The organism is Shewanella sp. Isolate13 (genome assembly GCF_022398325.1).
Lineage (GTDB): Bacteria > Pseudomonadota > Gammaproteobacteria > Enterobacterales > Shewanellaceae > Shewanella.
The window spans coordinates 1-16,924 of sequence record NZ_JAKEVD010000046.1 but is presented as its reverse complement, the minus strand read 5'-3'; the positions used below and the strand labels follow the sequence as shown (position 1 = coordinate 16,924).

Below are 16,924 nucleotides of genomic sequence, written 5' to 3'. Positions count from 1 at the left end.
AAGCCTAGACTTTAAAGGAAACACAGATGCAATCAGCTTTATGGGTCAGCAAGACCGGCTTAACCGCCCAAGATACTAAGATGACCACCATTGCCAACAACTTGGCAAACGTTAATACCACAGGTTTTAAGCGCGACCGTGTCGCCTTTAACGACCTGTTTTATCAAGTGCAGCGCCAACCTGGCGGCCAAGTAGACGAGCAAAATGAGCTGCCATCGGGGCTACAACTTGGTACGGGTACCCGTGTCGTCGGCACTCAAAAGGTGTTTACTCCTGGCGACATGCTTACCACTAACCAACAGTTGGACATGGCGATTGAGGGACAAGGCTTTTTCCAAATTGAAGAGGCCAATGGCGAGCTAAGCTACTCCCGTGATGGACAGTTCTACCGCAATAGCGAAGGCCTAATGGTGACCTCACAAGGTTTACCACTGGTGCCGAACATTGAGATCCCTGAAGAGGCGCTCAATGTCACCATCGCGACCGATGGTATCGTGTCGGCGCAGATGGCTGGTCAGGCGGACGCTCAAGAGTTAGGCCAAATCACCCTAGTGAACTTTACCAACCCAGCCGGACTCGAGGCGCGCGGTAATAACCTCTACCGTGAAACAGGCGCATCGGGCGCTGCAGTAGAAGGCATCGCAGGAGATCAGGCTTTGGGGCAAATACGTCAAGGCGCACTTGAAGGCGCCAACGTCAACGTGGTTGAGGAGATGGTCGAGATGATCTCGACTCAGCGCGCTTACGAGATGAACGCCAAGGTCGTATCGGCTTCTGACGACATGCTTAAGTTCCTAAACCAAGCGCTGTAAGCAGCGCTTTATCAACTGGCTCCACCATGGCTTATCAACCAACAAAACGCGAAAAGGGCTCCAGCATGCAATCACTTTGGATTGGCTTTGGCATAGGTTTAACCTTACTACTGTCTGGCTGTGTCGCACATATACCTGAACCAGACACGGCACCAGGTAAGCCTGAGTGGGCGCCACCAGAAATTGACTACAGCCTACCGACAGCCGAGAACGGCAGTGTCTATCGTCCAGGCTTTATGCTCACCCTATTTAAAGATAAGCGCGCATTTCGTGAAGGCGACATTCTCACGGTAGCACTGGATGAGAAAACCTATTCGAGTAAACGTGCCGATACCAAGACCAACAAGGTCAGCGGTATGTCGATTGATGGCCAAGGTACCACAGGCAGTAACAGCATCAGCGGTAGCGGAGAGGCCAATATGGGGCGCTCCTTTAACGGCACTGGCTCCAGCACCCAACAGAACCAACTGTCAGGCTCGATCACAGTGACCGTGGCTAAGGTTTTGCCCAATGGCGCTTTGCTGATCCGCGGTGAAAAATGGTTACGCCTAAACCAAGGTGATGAGTACCTTCGCCTGCTGGGCCTGATCCGCGCCGATGATATTGGCAATGACAACACCATCTCGTCGCAGCGTATCGCCGATGCACGGATAATCTACGGTGGCCAAGGTGCCATCTCAGATAGCAACCGCATGGGCTGGGCCGCCCGCTACTTCAATAGCCCTTGGTTCCCGCTGTGAGCATCAGTTTGAGTATTCAAAAGTCAGGATTGTGTGAATGAAAAAAATAGCCATCTTTATGGTCAGTCTGTTGTTAGGGCTATCGCCTCTACTATCCGTTCAGGCGCAGCCTCAGCATCGCTATCTGATGGATATTGTCGATGTACAAGGGATCCGTGATAACCAACTGGTAGGTTACGGCTTAGTTGTCGGTCTAGATGGCACGGGTGACCGCACTCAAGTGCGCTTTACCAGCCAGTCGATCGTCAACATGCTAAAGCAGTTTGGGGTGCAAATCGATGATAAGACAGATCCTAAACTGAAGAACGTCGCAGCGGTTGCGGTCCACGCTACCGTGCCACCACTGGCGAGCCCAGGACAGACTTTAGACATTACCGTGTCATCACTCGGTGATGCTAAAAGTCTGCGTGGCGGTACCCTATTGATGACCCCCATGCGTGCCGTCGATGGCGAGATCTATGCCGTTGCCCAAGGTAACTTGGTGGTTGGTGGAGTATCGGCTCAAGGCCGTAACGGCACCTCGGTCACCATAAACGTGCCGACCGTGGGTAACATTCCTAATGGTGCGCTGTTAGAAGCACCGATGCACAGTAACTTTAATGAAAACGATCACATAGTACTGAATCTTATCGACCCAAGCTTTAAGACTGCCCGCAATATCGAACGCGCGGTCAACGAGCTGTTCGGCCCCGATGTCGCACAAGCAGACAGCAGCGCCAAGGTGATTGTTCGTGCGCCAAGTTCTAATCGCGAACGCGTTACCTTCATGTCTATGCTCGAAGAGCTGCAAATTGAGCAAGGGCGCAAATCTCCACGAGTAGTGTTCAACAGTCGCACCGGTACCGTTGTGATGGGCGGCGATGTCGTGGTACGTAAAGCCGCTGTCAGTCACGGCAACCTCACGGTGACCATCGTTGAGCAAGAGTTTGTTAGCCAACCTAATGGTGCCTATCTGGGGCAAGCACAAGGTGAAACTGTTGTGACCACCGACAGTCAGGTCGATATCAATGAGGGCGACGGCCATATGTTTGTCTGGCCCGAAGGTATCGCCCTCAATGACATAGTCCGTGCCGTTAACAGTCTAGGCGCATCACCGATGGATCTGATGGCCATCTTGCAAGCCCTAAACGAAGCCGGAGCCCTTGAAGCTGAATTGGTGGTGATCTAATGAAACTCGACAATAACCACAGCTACCTTAATCAACTCGATGCGGGTGAGCTGATTAAATCCAACGGCGAGCAAGGTGCACTTAAACTTGTGAGCCAACAGTTTGAAGCTCAGTTTCTGCAAACCGTTTTAAAACAGATGCGCAGCGCCTCCGATGTGATGGCAGATAAAGACAGCCCACTGTCATCGCAAAACGATGGCATGTACCGCGACTGGCACGATGCCGAGCTTGCTGGACGCCTAAGCCAGATGCAAAGCACTGGGCTTGCCGAGGTGATGACCAAACAATTATCGGCAGGGCTTAAGTCTGAGCCGGAGACGGTCGCCTCTAATAATCAAACTAATGGCAATACCAATACCGTTGCGATGCAACCAGCCTTGATATTGCCTTTTATTACCAAGCCGCAAACCTAAATAGGCTGCGGTGCTGATTAGTCTTCGCCGTCATTTAAAACGCTAGAGATAAGGATTCAAGATGAGCATGCTCAACATAGGTATGTCAGGGCTTAACGCCAGCATGGCAGCCCTGACCGCCACTTCCAATAACGTCACCAACGCCATGGTGCCGGGATATTCTCGTCAACAAGTGATGCTTAGCTCTGTGGGAAATGGCATCTACGGCAGTGGCTCTGGCGTGATGGTCGACGGCGTGCGCCGTATATCGGATCAATACGAAGTCGCTCAGCTATGGAATACCACCAGCAATCTCGGGTTTGCTAAGACCCAGTCTAGCTATTTTGGCCAGGTCGAGCAGATTTTTGGTTCTGAAGGGAACAGTATCTCGGCTGGACTGGATCTGCTGTTTGCCTCACTAAACTCGGCCATGGAGCAACCTAACGAGATTGCCCATCGCCAAGGCGTGCTCAACGAAGCCAAGGCGCTGACCCAACGCTTTAACTCAATCAGCGAAGGGCTAAACTCGCAGGTGACCCAAGTTGAAGGCCAAATTAATGCCTCGGCAAAAGAGATCAACAGCCAACTAGAAACCATCGCCAGCTTTAATGCCGATATTCAAAAAGCTAACGCCAATGGCAATGTACCTTTAGCGCTACTCGATGCACGAGACGCCGCTATCGATGATCTATCAGAGATTATCGACGTCAATGTCGTCGAAGACTCTTCGGGTATGATCAACATCTCTTTAGCACAGGGACAACCTCTGCTATCGGGCACGACTGCATCTAAGGTCCAAGTTACCCCCGACCCAGCCAACCCTAAATTTAGCCAGCTCAGTATTCAGTTCGGCCAATCGAGCTTTCCCCTAGATGAAAGTGCAGGCGGCAGTTTAGGTGCGCTGATCGACTACCGCGACAACAGCTTAGTGGATTCGATGGCATTCATCGATGAGCTCGCCATGACCATGGCCGATGAGTTCAATGCTGTACTGGCTGGCGGCACCGACTTAAATGGCAATACACCGACTCAAGATCTATTTACCTATGATCCGACTAACCCTGCTGGTAGCCTAAAACTGACCTCTGGATTTAACGCCGACATGCTGGCGTTTGGTAAAGATGGCACCCCGGGCGACAACAGCAACTTGGTAGAGCTGGTCGATATCGCCAACAAGAGCTTCACCTTTGGCTCTATGGGAGTCGACGCCACCATGGGTGATGCATTCGCCAGTAAGATTGGTGAACTCGGTTCGGCCTCTCGTCAGGCTCAAATGTCGAAAACTACAGCCGAAAATCTCCAACTAGAGGCCCAAAAACAGTGGGCGAGCACCAGCGGTGTCAACATGGATGAAGAGGGGGTCAACCTCATCATCTACCAGCAGTCTTATCAGGCAAATGCCAAGGTTATCTCGACTGCAGATCAGCTATTTCAAACAATCCTAAACAGCATTTAAGGAGCTCTTCATGCGTGTAAGTATGCTTAATCTCTACAGCAATAATTTACAGAGTCTGCAGAACTCCACTGCCGATATCGCCAGACTCAATGAAATGATGTCTACGGGCACGTCAATACTGCGCCCATCGGACGATCCTATCGGCTCGGTAAGGGTCATTGGTAATGAACGTGACATGGCCGCTACCAACCAATATATAAAAAATACCGAATCATTGAGTACCAGCTTTAGCCGCTCAGAAACCTATATGTCGAGCATGGTCGAGCTGCAAGGTCGTATGCGTGAAATTACCGTATCGGCCAATAATGGCAGCTTATCACCTGAAGACAGAGCGGCTTATGCAGCCGAGATGAACGAACTACTAGAGGCATTTGCCGATACCCTCAACGCTAAAGACGAATCAGGCAACTACCTTTTTTCAGGTAACAAAACCGACACCCCGCCCATTGGCAAAGATGCCGATGGCAACTATGTCTACCAAGGCGATACCAACACCCGCGAAGTACAGACCTCTGGTTCATCTTGGATGACGGCTAACAGTACCGCAGCAGACTTTATCTTCTCAAACGGTAGTACTGATATTCTCAATCAAACGAAAGACTTTATTGCGGTGCTCGAAGACCCAACACTGGCTCCGGGTGATCCCGTATTTAGCCAAGCTGCCGATGACATGCAAGCCAGTTTAGATGACACCCTGACCAGTATTAGCTCGGCGATCACCGACATAGGTGGTAAACAAAACACCTTAAGCTTGGTGCAGGCTTCCCATGAGGAGCGTGTGCTTTTTAACAAAGAAGTGATAGGTGAAACTGAGGGTTTAGACTATGCTCAGGCCACTGCCGAGTACAACTTAAAACTAACCACCCTTAAAGTGACTCAACAGACGTTTGTGCAGGTGTCACAGCTATCCCTGTTCAACCACATATAAGTTCAACCTTGATCTAATCAGCTTAAGAGAAGTTAATGCTCAACGGGATTTCAGACTCACTCAATGTTCAGCAGCGCAGCCAGACGGTTGCGCCAAGCGCAGGTATACAGCAACCGCCAAAAGAACAAACTAAGGCCAATGTTGCTAGCATTCCAAGCCATAGATTAGAGAGCTATAATCGCTGGGCTAAGGTCACGCAGGGACAACACAAGATCAGTGCATCCCAAGTGGCAGAGCAGGGTTTACTGCAGGTTCAAAGCCTACTTAAGCAGTTGCAAGGCCAAAGCCAGCAATCACTGTCATCTAGCCTAGGCTCTTCTAACTTAGATCGTGAGCAGATGCATCGCAGTCTGCAGATCCAGCAAAAACTGGCGCAACTGGAGGTCAGCTATCAAGGTAAGCCTCTAGTCGACCACCAGCTCAACCTAATCTCTAGCCAAAGACCCGCCGCCAAGTACAGTTTCAGCTTAAAGTCGGTAGATTTGGCCGCGGTAAAACCACGCGACGAACTGATCAATATGCAGCTAGGTAGTGAGTCAGTAAGAGTGCTATTACCCGCAAATGCACAACCTGCAGAGCTGGTAAGCACACTTAACAGCGCACTTAAGCCGCTGGATATGCAGGTGCTTCGCAGCAATGAAGGCCGAATCATCTTCAAGAGCAGTAAGCAGCAATGGCAACAACTGCAAGCAGGATTATTGATGACCGGACAAGGTCAGCGCTTACCCGCTGGAGATGTCAGAACCATCAAGGTCAGCGAAGAGCTAAATTGGCAAGATCCCAGAGAGTGGCGCTTCAATAGCCCAACGGATCTCAAGCAGACCATGGCCAAAATAGCCAAGACACGCCACAAGGTCGAATCACAATTACAAGAATTAAGTAACGGTAAACAGCAACTTCAACAGCAATTACACAGAGCCAACCAGCGCAAAGACACTGTATTAGAGCTGGAGTCGACTCTGACTCAAGTGGCCAGCTTAATGCAGTCCTCTCCTTTTAGTCTGCAAGTAACCTCGTTAATGGCGCAGGCAAATCTGAGTCGCCCACAGGTATCGGCTCTACTCTCTTAAGAATCGAGTGGTTTGGGGCCAGAAATATATGGCCCCACAAACCCAATAGTGACATCTATACCGTTACGATAGCAGGGTGAGTATTGAGGCTAAGTCATCAAATTTAGCTTCATCCAAGAGGTTGATAGCATACTGGCTATAGTTTGCCTTATGCTGCCGATTGGTGTGATATACCTGAAAACACATGATGATGTCATGCTCAGATAAACCCTCATTTTTAGCGGCTATCACGGCCAAATAGCAGCGCAGCATAAAGAAATCCAACAGCATCACTCTAAAGGCCTGCGATGGTGTGAGTTTATCGACTAGGGGGAAGTTCATATGATAGAAGTAATAAAGCAAATAACGGCTAAATAGCGCTTGCTGGTCAGCCAAAGCTGGTACAGCAACCTCCTTCCAAGCCTGATTAATCTTGCTCATACTAATGCTTTTGTCATCATCCGCCATGGATAGAATAGCCTGATTAATTAGCTCAAACCGACTCCGTCCTCGCCTGATTTTATTAGTATTTAGCCATAATTGAATTGAGGTAAACGCATGCATTTGGTGTGCATCTGTATCTTGATTAAAGCCCTCAAAATGCTGCTTTAGCTGGCCGTTATCGCTTAAAATTATTAACTGTTGAAACATATTGTCGATGGCACTGCTTTCAAGTTCGCCGTTAACCACCCGCTCGGTCGTTTTCATCAAAATACCAATAGCGGTAAGACCATGCTCTAATGGTTGTTCAGGCTTAAGTAGTAGCTGAATAGAGTAGTCATAAGCCTTCTGCGCCCAAATCGGTGTTGGTTTGAAGGTGCGATGGTGGGTGAGTGTCGTGCGTTCAACGCGAAATGCATCGGGTCTTAGCAGAATATTTCTCGCCGCTTCAGGGCAAGATAAGGATAGGCTGTCATAACGATCCCCCCCTCTGATATGCGCCATTCTAGGGTAAGTCTTGCAAGTATTGCTTAGCAGAGCCTCTCCAGCCTTTGCATGGATCTGGCACAAGTTATTTGCATCTAAAAAGCCACAGGCTCCCTCTTCATTCAATACAGCCTGCGCCCATATTTGCTCACTCTTTTTGACCTTCTTTAGCGCAGTTTTAGCCAAAATCTTAAGCTCGCTATGCGCTAAGGTTTTCTTATAGCTTTGCTTATCAATATGAATACTCCAGCCATAGCAACAGCTGTCCTCACATTCACCACCAATACAGCTGAAGTTAGTGACGAAACTGGGTCTAATGAGTGAATGTTTCATTCTCGCTCTCTTTTGTAATCAAGTTTTGGCTAAGCCTAGATATGTCTATAGAAAGCGACCCAAACAGCGATTAGCTAAAGTCTTTTTTACTATTTGCCCATGAAAAACTAAATATTTACACCTTTAAATTCAAAAACTTAAATTCACGTCGATAAATAAAATCGGCCATAGCTTTCAGTTTTCAATTCGCGTGTCGTTTTAAGGTTATAGAAACCAAACAATCTGTTAAAAACTCAAAGGAATATCCTATGTTATCTGTAATGACTAACAACGCGTCTAACATCGCTCAAAATGCTGTGACTAAAAATAACGACCTACTTAGCAATGCTATGGAGCGTCTATCTACAGGTCTTCGTATCAACAGTGCATCTGACGATGCTGCAGGTCTACAGATTGCGACTCGCCTAAACGCTAACGTAACAGGTATGGAAACTGCTGGCCGTAACGTATCTGACGCGACTTCTATGCTACAAACTGCCGATGGTGCATTAGACGAACTAAACAACATCGCGACTCGCCAAAAAGAACTAGCAACTCAAGCAGCTAACGGTGTGAACTCGGCTGAAGATATCGCGGCTCTAGACGCTGAATATAAAGCACTTAACGCTGAAGCTATCCGTATCATCGATAGCACTGAATACAGTGGTAACAAGCTATTCACCGAATTAGATGGTGCAGTTGACTTCCAGATCGGCGCATCTTCAGCTGAAAAACTAACAGTAACGACAAAAGTTGCTGACGTTAAAGCACTATTCGTTGGTGAACTAACTGACCAAGCAGCTGCTGTAGGTGAAATCGACAACGTAAACGCTATTATCGATGCCGTTGGTGCAGAGCGTTCTAACCTAGGTGCTAGCATCAACCGTTTAGGCCACACAGCATCTAACCTAACTAACGTTACCGAGAACACTAAAGCTGCAGCAGGTCGTATCATGGATACCGATTTCGCAGTAGAAACAGCTGCTATGACTAAGAACCAGCTACTAGTTCAAGCGGGGACTAACATCCTGTCTTCTTCAAACCAAAACACTGGTTTGGTTATGGGTCTATTGGGCTAATCTTCCCCCCATTCTCCCAACTCTCTATCAAGGGCCTTCGGGCCCTTTTTTTGGCAACAAATTCCCCTCAATACTTCAGTGGCCCTAGCTTGAGGTCGCCTTACTTATTACGTGGTTGTAGCGAACATAGCGCCCAGGCCTAAAGCGGAAGCAACACTTCCCTTCCCCTGTGACTAACGGAAAATCAATTTACCCGTCGCACATCCTCAGACAAGCTAAAACACCGTAAAACAGTTACTTAACTTTTGGCATGAAGATTGCCACTTGCATAACAAAGATTGGAGGATCAAATGATTTCAGGTATGGGTGGCGCCTCATTCGCCGAACAACTTATCGTCGCAGAACGTATGGGTAAAGATCAGATATTTGAAAGCAATATGACCAAATATGAGGCACAACTCGATGCCTATAAGATCCTTGAACGTAGCCTAGATAAGATGACCAGCAATCTTGAAAAGATTAATGGCGATGCCTTCGAAAGCAAAACCTCCTCAATCAGTGATGATAATGCCTCTATCATGGTCGAGAGCGGTGCACCTACAGGTAACTACGACCTACATATTGAGCAACTAGCCCAGGCGCACCAATTAACTAAGAGCTTCGGCAGTGAAGACAGCCTGCTACCCGCCAGCGGCGTTATAGAGATCCAACTTGGCTCAGATCCAGCTGACACCATTAGCCTTGATATGTCTGTACTAAACCCTGATGGGACCGCCACAGTCAAAGATCTCACCGGCATGATCAACGAGCATTCAGATAACCCTGGCGTACAAGCTTCTCTTGTGCGAACCGGCGGTCAAGTTGAGCTAATGCTTTCCTCTACCGCCACGGGTGCAGAAAACAAGATTAGCGTTAGCATGAATGGTGCCGATTGGGGTATGACAGAGCGACGCGCAGCACAAGATGCCAAGGTTAATCTCAATGGCATAGATATCACCAGTAGCAGTAACAACCTAGCCAATGTAATCGATGGCGTCTCTATCGAACTCAACAAAGTCCATGCAGCAGGTGAAAGCAGCAGCATCAGGATCACATCAGATACCGATTCCAGCGAACAGGCAGTTGAAGACTTCGTCGATATCTTCAATAACCTGATGGACGAAATCAATAAGCTAACTCGCTCTATGGGCAGCGAAGAGTTAGACAATATCAATAACGAAAATGACGATAAAGATGACGGCGATGAAGATAAAGATGATGAAGATGACGACTTCAACTCCTCTATCACCGAAGATCAACTAGGCGTACTCAAAGGCGACTCGAGCATTAGAATGCTGCAACAGGGGATGCGTGATGCCATCTTCGATACAGCACCAAACGGCATGCGCCTATCGGATATCGGCGTTGAGATGGGCCGAGACGGCAAACTCTCTATTGACCAAGATAAGCTGACTAAAGCTCTCAAAGATGACCCTGACGCGATACAAGCCATGTTTACCGATGAAGGTAGCTATATCGACAGGCTTGATACCCTCATCGACCCTTTCACGAAATTCCAAGGCTCTATGGATCTTAAACAAGAGAACCTAGAGAAGCAGATCGAACGAGTCGAAACCAGCATGGAAAATCACGACAGGCAGATGGAACAGAGGTATCAAATTTACCTGGCTCAATTTACCGCAATGGAAGCAACCATCAGCCAATTAAACTCAGCTAGCGCACTGTTTTATTAAGGAAACAACCAAAAAATGTTGAACGAGCACGATCCCTTTAATGCTTATAAGCAAACCTCTCTAGACGCGAGAGCCGCAGCAGCAAACCCTCATGAGATGGTGCGCATGCTGCTTGATGGCCTATTAGAGGAGATCCAACGCGCTGCAGGTTTTATGCAGCGCCGCAGCTATGAAGATAAAGGCCAGAGTATCAATAAGTGCCTCAATATCGTCCACGGACTCGACTCCATGCTCGATATTGAAAATGGCGGCGAAGTCGCCGCTGGCCTTAACCGCCTCTATGACTATTGCAGTCGACAACTGGTAACCGCAAGCGTTGAAAATAGCGTTGCCGCCCTAGAACCCATCACTAAGGTAATTACCGATGTCAGAGCCGGCTGGGCAAATCTCAATTGAGCAGTGGCAGCAGTTTGAAAAAGCGCTGCGATTTCATGGCCAAGCTCAAAACTGGGACAAATTGGTCTTAGTAAACCAAAAAATGACTGATGCCCTTAAAAGAGCGGGAAAACCAAACTCCCGCTCGCAGTTGCTTGCGCGCCAATCTTTAGCCCGTACTCATCAGCAAGCGTTGCAACAGTTACACCAAGCTAAAGACCAACTTAAGCAAGAGATGAGTCAGTTTAAACAGCAACAAGATGGCCTAGCCGCTTATCAACTAACCTGTGTCAGTGGCGGAGTAGATAATGACTAGCCCAGTATTGCCAAGTACATTAGTCACTTCGGCGACAACAAACTCAGCAACATCGAGCCCAATAAAACAAGCAAGCAGCCAAGAGTCAGCAAACTGCATTGACTGTGGCTTAGCGGAACATGACTCGTTTGAGCAATACGCTCAGGCGCTGGCTCCTTTTTCATTGGTAACACCACATCAAGCCTCCCCAGAGTCGCTACCACACACAGTGGCGGCTTTCTCAACGAGAGGGGAGAGTCAGCCATTTGCAACAACACTGCAACTGGCTCGCCATAGCAACTCCCAATTAGCGCTCGAGCCTCAGCTTGCAGCCACGGCTTACCAAACCGCAGAGGGGCGAAGCCAAAATCCGCTATTTCTATCATTTAGCCAGCAGTCTTTAAACCAAACTCAATTGGCTACACCGGCTGCTACGACTCAAGTACAAACTCTAGATACTCGAGCGCAGAGCTTACCACTAGCCATGACCTCTTCGCTCGGGACAGAGCTCGGTAGCACAGCCACGACCAGCAGCCTTCCATTAGTGTCTGGTGCAATCAAGCCTGATAGCCTTGCTGGTTTTAACCCCTTTCAAGGCGTAAACAGTCCATTTTCACCCACTCTCTCTACAAACCTGGCTGAAAGTGGTACCAGCAGTGCCATCGATTCGGTAAACCAAATTTTAGCAAGCAGTTCACGCACTCAAAGCAATGTTGCTCAGTGGGGACCAGTTTCCGTTTCACAGTCGGCACCATTACCACAACAGAGCCATGAGATGCTGTCGCCGCTAAGGGAGCAACTTAGATTTCAGATCGACCAGCAGATAAAACAAGCAGAGCTAAGGCTCGACCCACCGGAACTTGGAAAGATTGAACTCAATGTGCGCCTAGACGGCGATCGCCTGCATATCCAGATGCATGCAGCGAACCCATCGGTTCGGGATGCATTATTGATGGGCCTAGATAGATTGCGAGCCGAATTAGCAATGGATCATGGTGGCCAAATTGATGTCGACATCAGCCAAGGCGAGTCACAACAAAAACAGCATCAAGGCAGCTCTCAATCGGCAATTGCAGCGGCGACTCACCATGAACCATCGGTCAATGCTGATATTCCCCAACAAGATCAGGTCGATCTACTCGCATAATTTAGGAGCTATTCATGTCATCAACTAAAAATAACAGCAAACGGATCACTACGGCCCTGCTTATCATCAGCTGGACAGCAGCGATTTTCTGGGTGGGTTGGCAATCGCCAAGCCTGATCGGTGGCCCCTTCGAAGCTAAAGAAGCCGAAGTCAAATCAGCTCAATTTTACCCTCTCGACAAATTTGTCATCTCCATACCCGGTGACGAATACCCCCATTACCTTCTATTAGAACTGGCATTCAAAAGCCGTTCTCAGAATGTCGAAAGCACCATTAAACAGGCCGATCCTGTAATTAAAAACTCACTAATGAAGATGTTCTCCCATAAGCACTTCAATGAGCTCAATAACGCGCAGCAATTCGAATCCCTGCAAAAAGAAGCTCACGGCATACTCTCTACGGTATTAGCCGAGAATGATTTTGCTATCGAATTGGATGATGTGCTGTTTACTCGTATGGTTATTCAATAAAGGCCTATGCTATGAATGCAGCACAATCTGCCTACCAAGAAGTTTCTGAAGATAGCGCGATGAACCGTCAGTCCGAAAGTCAGGTGATGGTGCAATATCTGCCTCTAGTAAAGCGCTCAGTATCGCAACTTAGAAGCCACTGTGGTTCAGTCCTCGCGATTGAAGACATGGAGCAGATAGGCATGATGGCGCTACTCGAAGCAGCAAGACGCTACCCCGGTGAATACGATAATGGCTTTATTTCATTCGCTGGCCAGCGTATTCGTGGCGCCATTCTTGATGAGCTACGCCGTCAAGATTGGCGGCCTCGTCCCGTCAGGCAGCAAGCCCACGAACTAAATGATACCGTCAGACAGCTAACTCGACTGTTAGAGAGAGAACCCACAGATAAAGAGGTCGCGGAGGCGATGGGCTTGAGCGAGGGCGAGTATCGAGAGCGACTATTCGCCTCCCAGTCTGAGTCAATGCGCAGCCTAGATGAACTCATAAGCGAAGGCGGTCATTTTGTCGATAAGAATGACGTGTTGGAGCAATTTTCAGCAAAAGAGTGTTTATTTCAAGCTATTTCAAAATTAAACAAAAGAGAACAGCTGATCCTGTCGCTTTACTATCAACATGAACTCAATTTAAAAGAAATTGCCGCAACCTTGGGGTTAACTGAAACTCGTATTTGCCAACTGCATAAACAAGCAGTTAAACAGCTTCAGAATATCTATCAACAATGGGAACGGTAAGCAGGTGATGTAGTATGAGCAAACTGTTAGGGCTAGTGATAATTCTCTTGTCGGTATTTGGTGGATACGTGTGGGCAGGAGGAGCATTGATCTCCCTCTGGCAGCCTGCCGAAATCCTAATCATTTTTGGTGCGGGCGTAGGGGCACTTATTATCGCTAACCCTAAGCCAGTACTAATTGAGATGTATGAACAGCTCAGAGAGCTGGTTAAAGTCGAACAAGAAGATCCTGAACTCTACCCACAGCTCTTTGGCTTGATGGGCATGTTAATGGCACAGATCCAGTCTCAAGGGTTGCGAGTGCTAGACGACCATATCGAGAAGCCTAGAGAAAGCTCTCTTTTCCTCATGTATCCTGCGGTATTAGAGCACCCGAATGTGCTTAACTTCCTCATAGATAACCTAAGATTGCAATCTATCGGCAAGATTTCCGCTCACGACTTAGAGCATATGCTAGAGGAGGAGATCCACCGTATCGATGAAGATAGAATGCGTCCCTCGCACGCACTGAACAAAGTTGCCGAAGCTATGCCAGGCTTCGGTATTCTTGCCGCAGTCATGGGGATCATCATTACCATGTCGAACATTGATGGCCCTATCACCATGATTGGGGTAAAAGTGGCCGCCGCCTTAGTCGGCACGTTTATCGGTATCTTCGCCTGTTACTGCCTATTCGATCCGCTGTCTAAGGCGCTCGAGCACTTAGTTGAGCGAAAGTCTGCGCAGATGCGCTGCGTCGCCGCAATGTTAACAGCCTTTGCAAAAGGTAAACCGCCAATGCTTGCCATCGATGCCGGTCGCAAACAGATCCAGAGTGAAAATCGTCCAACATTTATCGAACTTGAGCGTTGGATGGTGGAGCAGAAAAGCTAATGGCAGCCAGACCCGATCAAGCCATCATCATTCGCCGCAAGAAGCGCTCCAAGGCCAAGGCCGCCCATGGTGGCGCTTGGAAGGTTGCATTCGCCGACTTCACCTTAGCCATGATGGCGCTATTTATGGTGCTCTGGATCATGCAGATAGCAGATCAGCAAGAACGTGCCATGATAGTGCAATACCTCAGAGGCGATCTGTATGCCACCGGCTCTATCAATCCATTTGATCTCAGTAGCGCGCCCTCAATGGTAGACTTTGAGGCCAGTATCGGAGTTCAACAAGCGGTATTACCAGCGACATCCACTGGCGTGGATCGCAGTGGTCCAGCGATGCATAACCGTATTCCGAATGGTGATGAAAATGCCAAGGCGGGCAAAGGACCTGAGTTAAACTCTTTGGTACCTGGAAAGTTTGAAACCCAGGCGCAACTAGAATTTCTAGCAAGAGAAATCGATAAGGTCATTACAGACGTCAGTATGGGGGCTAACGTAGAGCTACAAGTCGTTCCCCAAGGCGTGCGGATCTTGATGCACGATAACATACATCAATTTATGTTCACTCGAGGAAGTTCAGAGATGAAGCCTTACTTCGAAGATCTGTTAATGGCTCTTGGGCCACTTCTGAGTAAAGTCGAAAATAAGATCACCATCTCAGGGCATACCGACTCGAGCCAATACGCAGGTAAGGCCTTCACCAACTGGGAACTATCGAGCAAACGCGCCCTGCTCGCAAGAAGAGTACTCGAATATGGTGGGCTTAGACGCAGCCAAGTTATTCAAGTTACAGGCATGGCCGACCAAGTCCCTTATATCGTCAACGACCCAGCTGCAGCGGCAAACAGACGCATAGAAGTATTGGTCATGACATCAGAAGCGCAAGAGCAATTACGCCAAATGATGGGGCTACCGCCTGAACAACCAGCCCCGGCTAAAGAGCTACAACAAGCAAAGCAAGTTGCCGAGGCAAACCAACCACGAGCGAGATACCCAGAACAATGGACGACTCAGTAATTGTCCAGGGCGAGTTTATCCCTGCTGATAAACAGCCAACAACTCAAAAAGAGCAGGAAGAAGGTCGGCAACATACAAGGTTCAGTCTTAGGGAAAGCAACCATCAAGATATTCGTTTTGCCTGCGATGGTGTAACCGTCTCACTAGTAAAAAAATACTGTTTGATGAGTAAAACCATCGGCATCGCCAACATAAAAGATATAGGTTTGGGTGGAGTAGGACTAATTAGCCGTTGTAACTTACAACCCAAACAGACCATCTTTATATGTTTAGATGAAGAGTACTTTCAGATTCAGGTTATGCGCGTCGCGAAAATTAATCACAGACTTAACTTTATCGGCGCAAGATGGATTAAACAAGACGAAAGACAGATAAGCTATATCACCAATAAAGTCTACAATATGAGTCGGTTACCACAGGTTTAGTGGTTTATACAATCTAGGTATTCAGTGACAAACAAGGAGATCACAATGCCTGCTTCATATGAGCGAAAAGGACCCGATGCCTTACAAAAGCTCTTTCTATACCTAATAATATTTGACTGGATTGCTTTGATCTACCTTATTATCGAGATCAAAAATATGTCATTTCAGCATGGAGCAATTACTTCTGTAATGGTCGCTGTATTTAACTTAATTCTAGTTAATCTGTGCTTTAGACGCGCACGCAGAGCTGAGGACGGATATCAGATCTATCCAGTCATCATAGGCGCCTTACTGTCATTTGTTCTTATCGCCTACTTCTTTTTCTTCTAGGCATAGCTTCTCCCCCCTCAAGCCCGTTAGTAATATAACGGGCGCCATACAAAACCCTCTTTTTTACTCCTTATATACATATAAAAAGACGCACGAGGAAATGCCAGCCCTGATAGTTCGCGAAGCGAACACATGGGGGTGAAAGTGAGGCGCTTTGAATACGCAGTATTCAGCCCCTCTGCTTTAAGTAAAAAGTGAACGCGGAGTAACTTGTTACGAAGCTGGAGAGCCCGCTCAGCGGCGGGCGACCGCCATGGCCTTTCAATGACATCCATGTCACCAAGGCATTTGTTAGTCCTAAACATCAGATGGCGGAAGTGTCGATATTGAAGGAGCATTTATCGACCGACGTAGGGAGTCGTTCTTTTCGCGCGACCTATATGGATATAGGAAGTGCCTTAAATTGTCTGGAACAATTTTGGTCAGCACATATACGAAAAAAGCCCGTTGCATTAGCAACGGGCTTTATCGTTATTTGGCGCCTGGAAATGACCTACTCTCACATGGGGAGACCCCACACTACCATCGGCGATACTGTGTTTCACTTCTGAGTTCGGAATGGATTCAGGTGGGACCACAGCTCTATGGTTTCCAGACAAATTTGGTAAATTTGAAAAGCTGGACTCGCGATGCAAGTCTTAAAAATTGGGTTCACACTACATTAAGTGCTTCATTCTAATTTTGTTAGAAACATTAGTCTCTCATACAAAACCCATCAGGGTTGTAT

19 protein-coding genes and 1 rRNA gene are annotated in these 16,924 nt (G+C 47.9%); 18 read left to right on the top strand and 2 right to left on the bottom strand.

Translation table 11 applies throughout. From position 1 onward, the window contains the following. Window positions 1–26 precede the first annotated feature (26 nt). The 7 genes from flgG to L1D44_RS19665 all read left to right on the top strand — a co-directional run bounded on the left by flgG (window position 27) and on the right by L1D44_RS19665 (window position 6,566). Window positions 27–812 (top strand): flagellar basal-body rod protein FlgG, encoded by a 786-nt coding sequence (flgG, locus tag L1D44_RS19695; protein ID WP_202723491.1) that lies wholly within the window; start codon window positions 27–29, stop codon window positions 810–812. A gap of 65 nt (window positions 813–877) precedes the next feature. After that, window positions 878–1,552 (top strand): flagellar basal body L-ring protein FlgH, encoded by a 675-nt coding sequence (gene flgH / locus L1D44_RS19690; protein WP_220769468.1) that lies wholly within the window; start codon window positions 878–880, stop codon window positions 1,550–1,552. A gap of 37 nt (window positions 1,553–1,589) precedes the next feature. Further along, a complete protein-coding gene (locus L1D44_RS19685; RefSeq protein WP_239892973.1) occupies window positions 1,590–2,720 on the top strand; it encodes a flagellar basal body P-ring protein FlgI in 1,131 nt (376 codons plus the stop codon). Continuing rightward, a complete protein-coding gene (locus tag L1D44_RS19680; RefSeq protein WP_239892972.1) occupies window positions 2,720–3,133 on the top strand; it encodes a rod-binding protein in 414 nt (137 codons plus the stop codon). The genes L1D44_RS19685 and L1D44_RS19680 overlap by 1 nt, the downstream gene beginning before the upstream one ends. A 61-nt stretch (window positions 3,134–3,194) precedes the next feature. After that, window positions 3,195–4,568 (top strand): flagellar hook-associated protein FlgK, encoded by a 1,374-nt coding sequence (flgK, locus tag L1D44_RS19675; RefSeq protein ID WP_239892971.1) that lies wholly within the window; start codon window positions 3,195–3,197, stop codon window positions 4,566–4,568. Between the two features lie 10 nt (window positions 4,569–4,578). Continuing rightward, on the top strand, window positions 4,579–5,496 hold the full coding sequence (gene flgL / locus L1D44_RS19670; protein WP_239892970.1) for a flagellar hook-associated protein FlgL: 918 nt from the start codon (window positions 4,579–4,581) through the stop codon (window positions 5,494–5,496). 35 nt (window positions 5,497–5,531) lie between these two features. Continuing rightward, window positions 5,532–6,566, top strand: a complete 1,035-nt coding sequence (locus L1D44_RS19665; RefSeq protein WP_239892969.1) for a hypothetical protein — start codon at window positions 5,532–5,534, stop codon at window positions 6,564–6,566. A 63-nt stretch (window positions 6,567–6,629) separates the two neighbouring features. On the opposite strand, the gene fliB is transcribed toward L1D44_RS19665, so the two are convergent. Then, window positions 6,630–7,805, bottom strand: a complete 1,176-nt coding sequence (gene fliB / locus L1D44_RS19660) for a flagellin lysine-N-methylase (RefSeq protein ID WP_239892968.1) — start codon at window positions 7,803–7,805, stop codon at window positions 6,630–6,632. A 248-nt stretch (window positions 7,806–8,053) separates the two neighbouring features. Between fliB and L1D44_RS19655 the strand changes: the two genes are divergently transcribed. The 11 genes from L1D44_RS19655 to L1D44_RS19605 all read left to right on the top strand — a co-directional run bounded on the left by L1D44_RS19655 (window position 8,054) and on the right by L1D44_RS19605 (window position 16,197). Continuing rightward, window positions 8,054–8,863: a flagellin gene (locus L1D44_RS19655; RefSeq protein ID WP_239892967.1), complete on the top strand. Its 810-nt coding sequence runs from the start codon at window positions 8,054–8,056 to the stop codon at window positions 8,861–8,863. A gap of 290 nt (window positions 8,864–9,153) precedes the next feature. Beyond that, entirely contained in the window at window positions 9,154–10,536 is a 1,383-nt protein-coding gene (gene fliD / locus L1D44_RS19650) for a flagellar filament capping protein FliD (protein ID WP_239892966.1), read from the top strand. Window positions 10,537–10,551: 15 nt separating this feature from the next. Beyond that, on the top strand, window positions 10,552–10,932 hold the full coding sequence (gene fliS / locus L1D44_RS19645) for a flagellar export chaperone FliS (RefSeq protein ID WP_202723481.1): 381 nt from the start codon (window positions 10,552–10,554) through the stop codon (window positions 10,930–10,932). After that, window positions 10,901–11,227: a hypothetical protein gene (locus L1D44_RS19640; RefSeq protein WP_239892965.1), complete on the top strand. Its 327-nt coding sequence runs from the start codon at window positions 10,901–10,903 to the stop codon at window positions 11,225–11,227. Before fliS ends, L1D44_RS19640 begins: the two co-directional genes overlap by 32 nt. Next, entirely contained in the window at window positions 11,220–12,353 is a 1,134-nt protein-coding gene (locus tag L1D44_RS19635; protein WP_239892964.1) for a flagellar hook-length control protein FliK, read from the top strand. The genes L1D44_RS19640 and L1D44_RS19635 overlap by 8 nt, the downstream gene beginning before the upstream one ends. Before the next feature lie 14 nt (window positions 12,354–12,367). Continuing rightward, window positions 12,368–12,823 (top strand): flagellar basal body-associated FliL family protein, encoded by a 456-nt coding sequence (locus L1D44_RS19630; RefSeq protein ID WP_239892963.1) that lies wholly within the window; start codon window positions 12,368–12,370, stop codon window positions 12,821–12,823. A gap of 11 nt (window positions 12,824–12,834) precedes the next feature. Beyond that, window positions 12,835–13,557 (top strand): RNA polymerase sigma factor FliA, encoded by a 723-nt coding sequence (locus L1D44_RS19625; protein ID WP_239892962.1) that lies wholly within the window; start codon window positions 12,835–12,837, stop codon window positions 13,555–13,557. Between the two features lie 14 nt (window positions 13,558–13,571). Beyond that, window positions 13,572–14,429: a flagellar motor stator protein MotA gene (gene motA / locus L1D44_RS19620; protein WP_239892961.1), complete on the top strand. Its 858-nt coding sequence runs from the start codon at window positions 13,572–13,574 to the stop codon at window positions 14,427–14,429. Further along, a complete protein-coding gene (locus tag L1D44_RS19615; protein WP_239892960.1) occupies window positions 14,429–15,442 on the top strand; it encodes a flagellar motor protein MotB in 1,014 nt (337 codons plus the stop codon). Before motA ends, L1D44_RS19615 begins: the two co-directional genes overlap by 1 nt. Next, on the top strand, window positions 15,427–15,867 hold the full coding sequence (locus L1D44_RS19610; RefSeq protein WP_239892959.1) for a hypothetical protein: 441 nt from the start codon (window positions 15,427–15,429) through the stop codon (window positions 15,865–15,867). The genes L1D44_RS19615 and L1D44_RS19610 overlap by 16 nt, the downstream gene beginning before the upstream one ends. 45 nt (window positions 15,868–15,912) lie before the next feature. After that, a complete protein-coding gene (locus L1D44_RS19605) occupies window positions 15,913–16,197 on the top strand; it encodes a hypothetical protein (protein ID WP_239892958.1) in 285 nt (94 codons plus the stop codon). A gap of 480 nt (window positions 16,198–16,677) precedes the next feature. On the opposite strand, the gene rrf is transcribed toward L1D44_RS19605, so the two are convergent. After that, window positions 16,678–16,793, bottom strand: a 5S ribosomal RNA gene (gene rrf / locus L1D44_RS19600). Window positions 16,794–16,924: the final 131 nt, after the last annotated feature.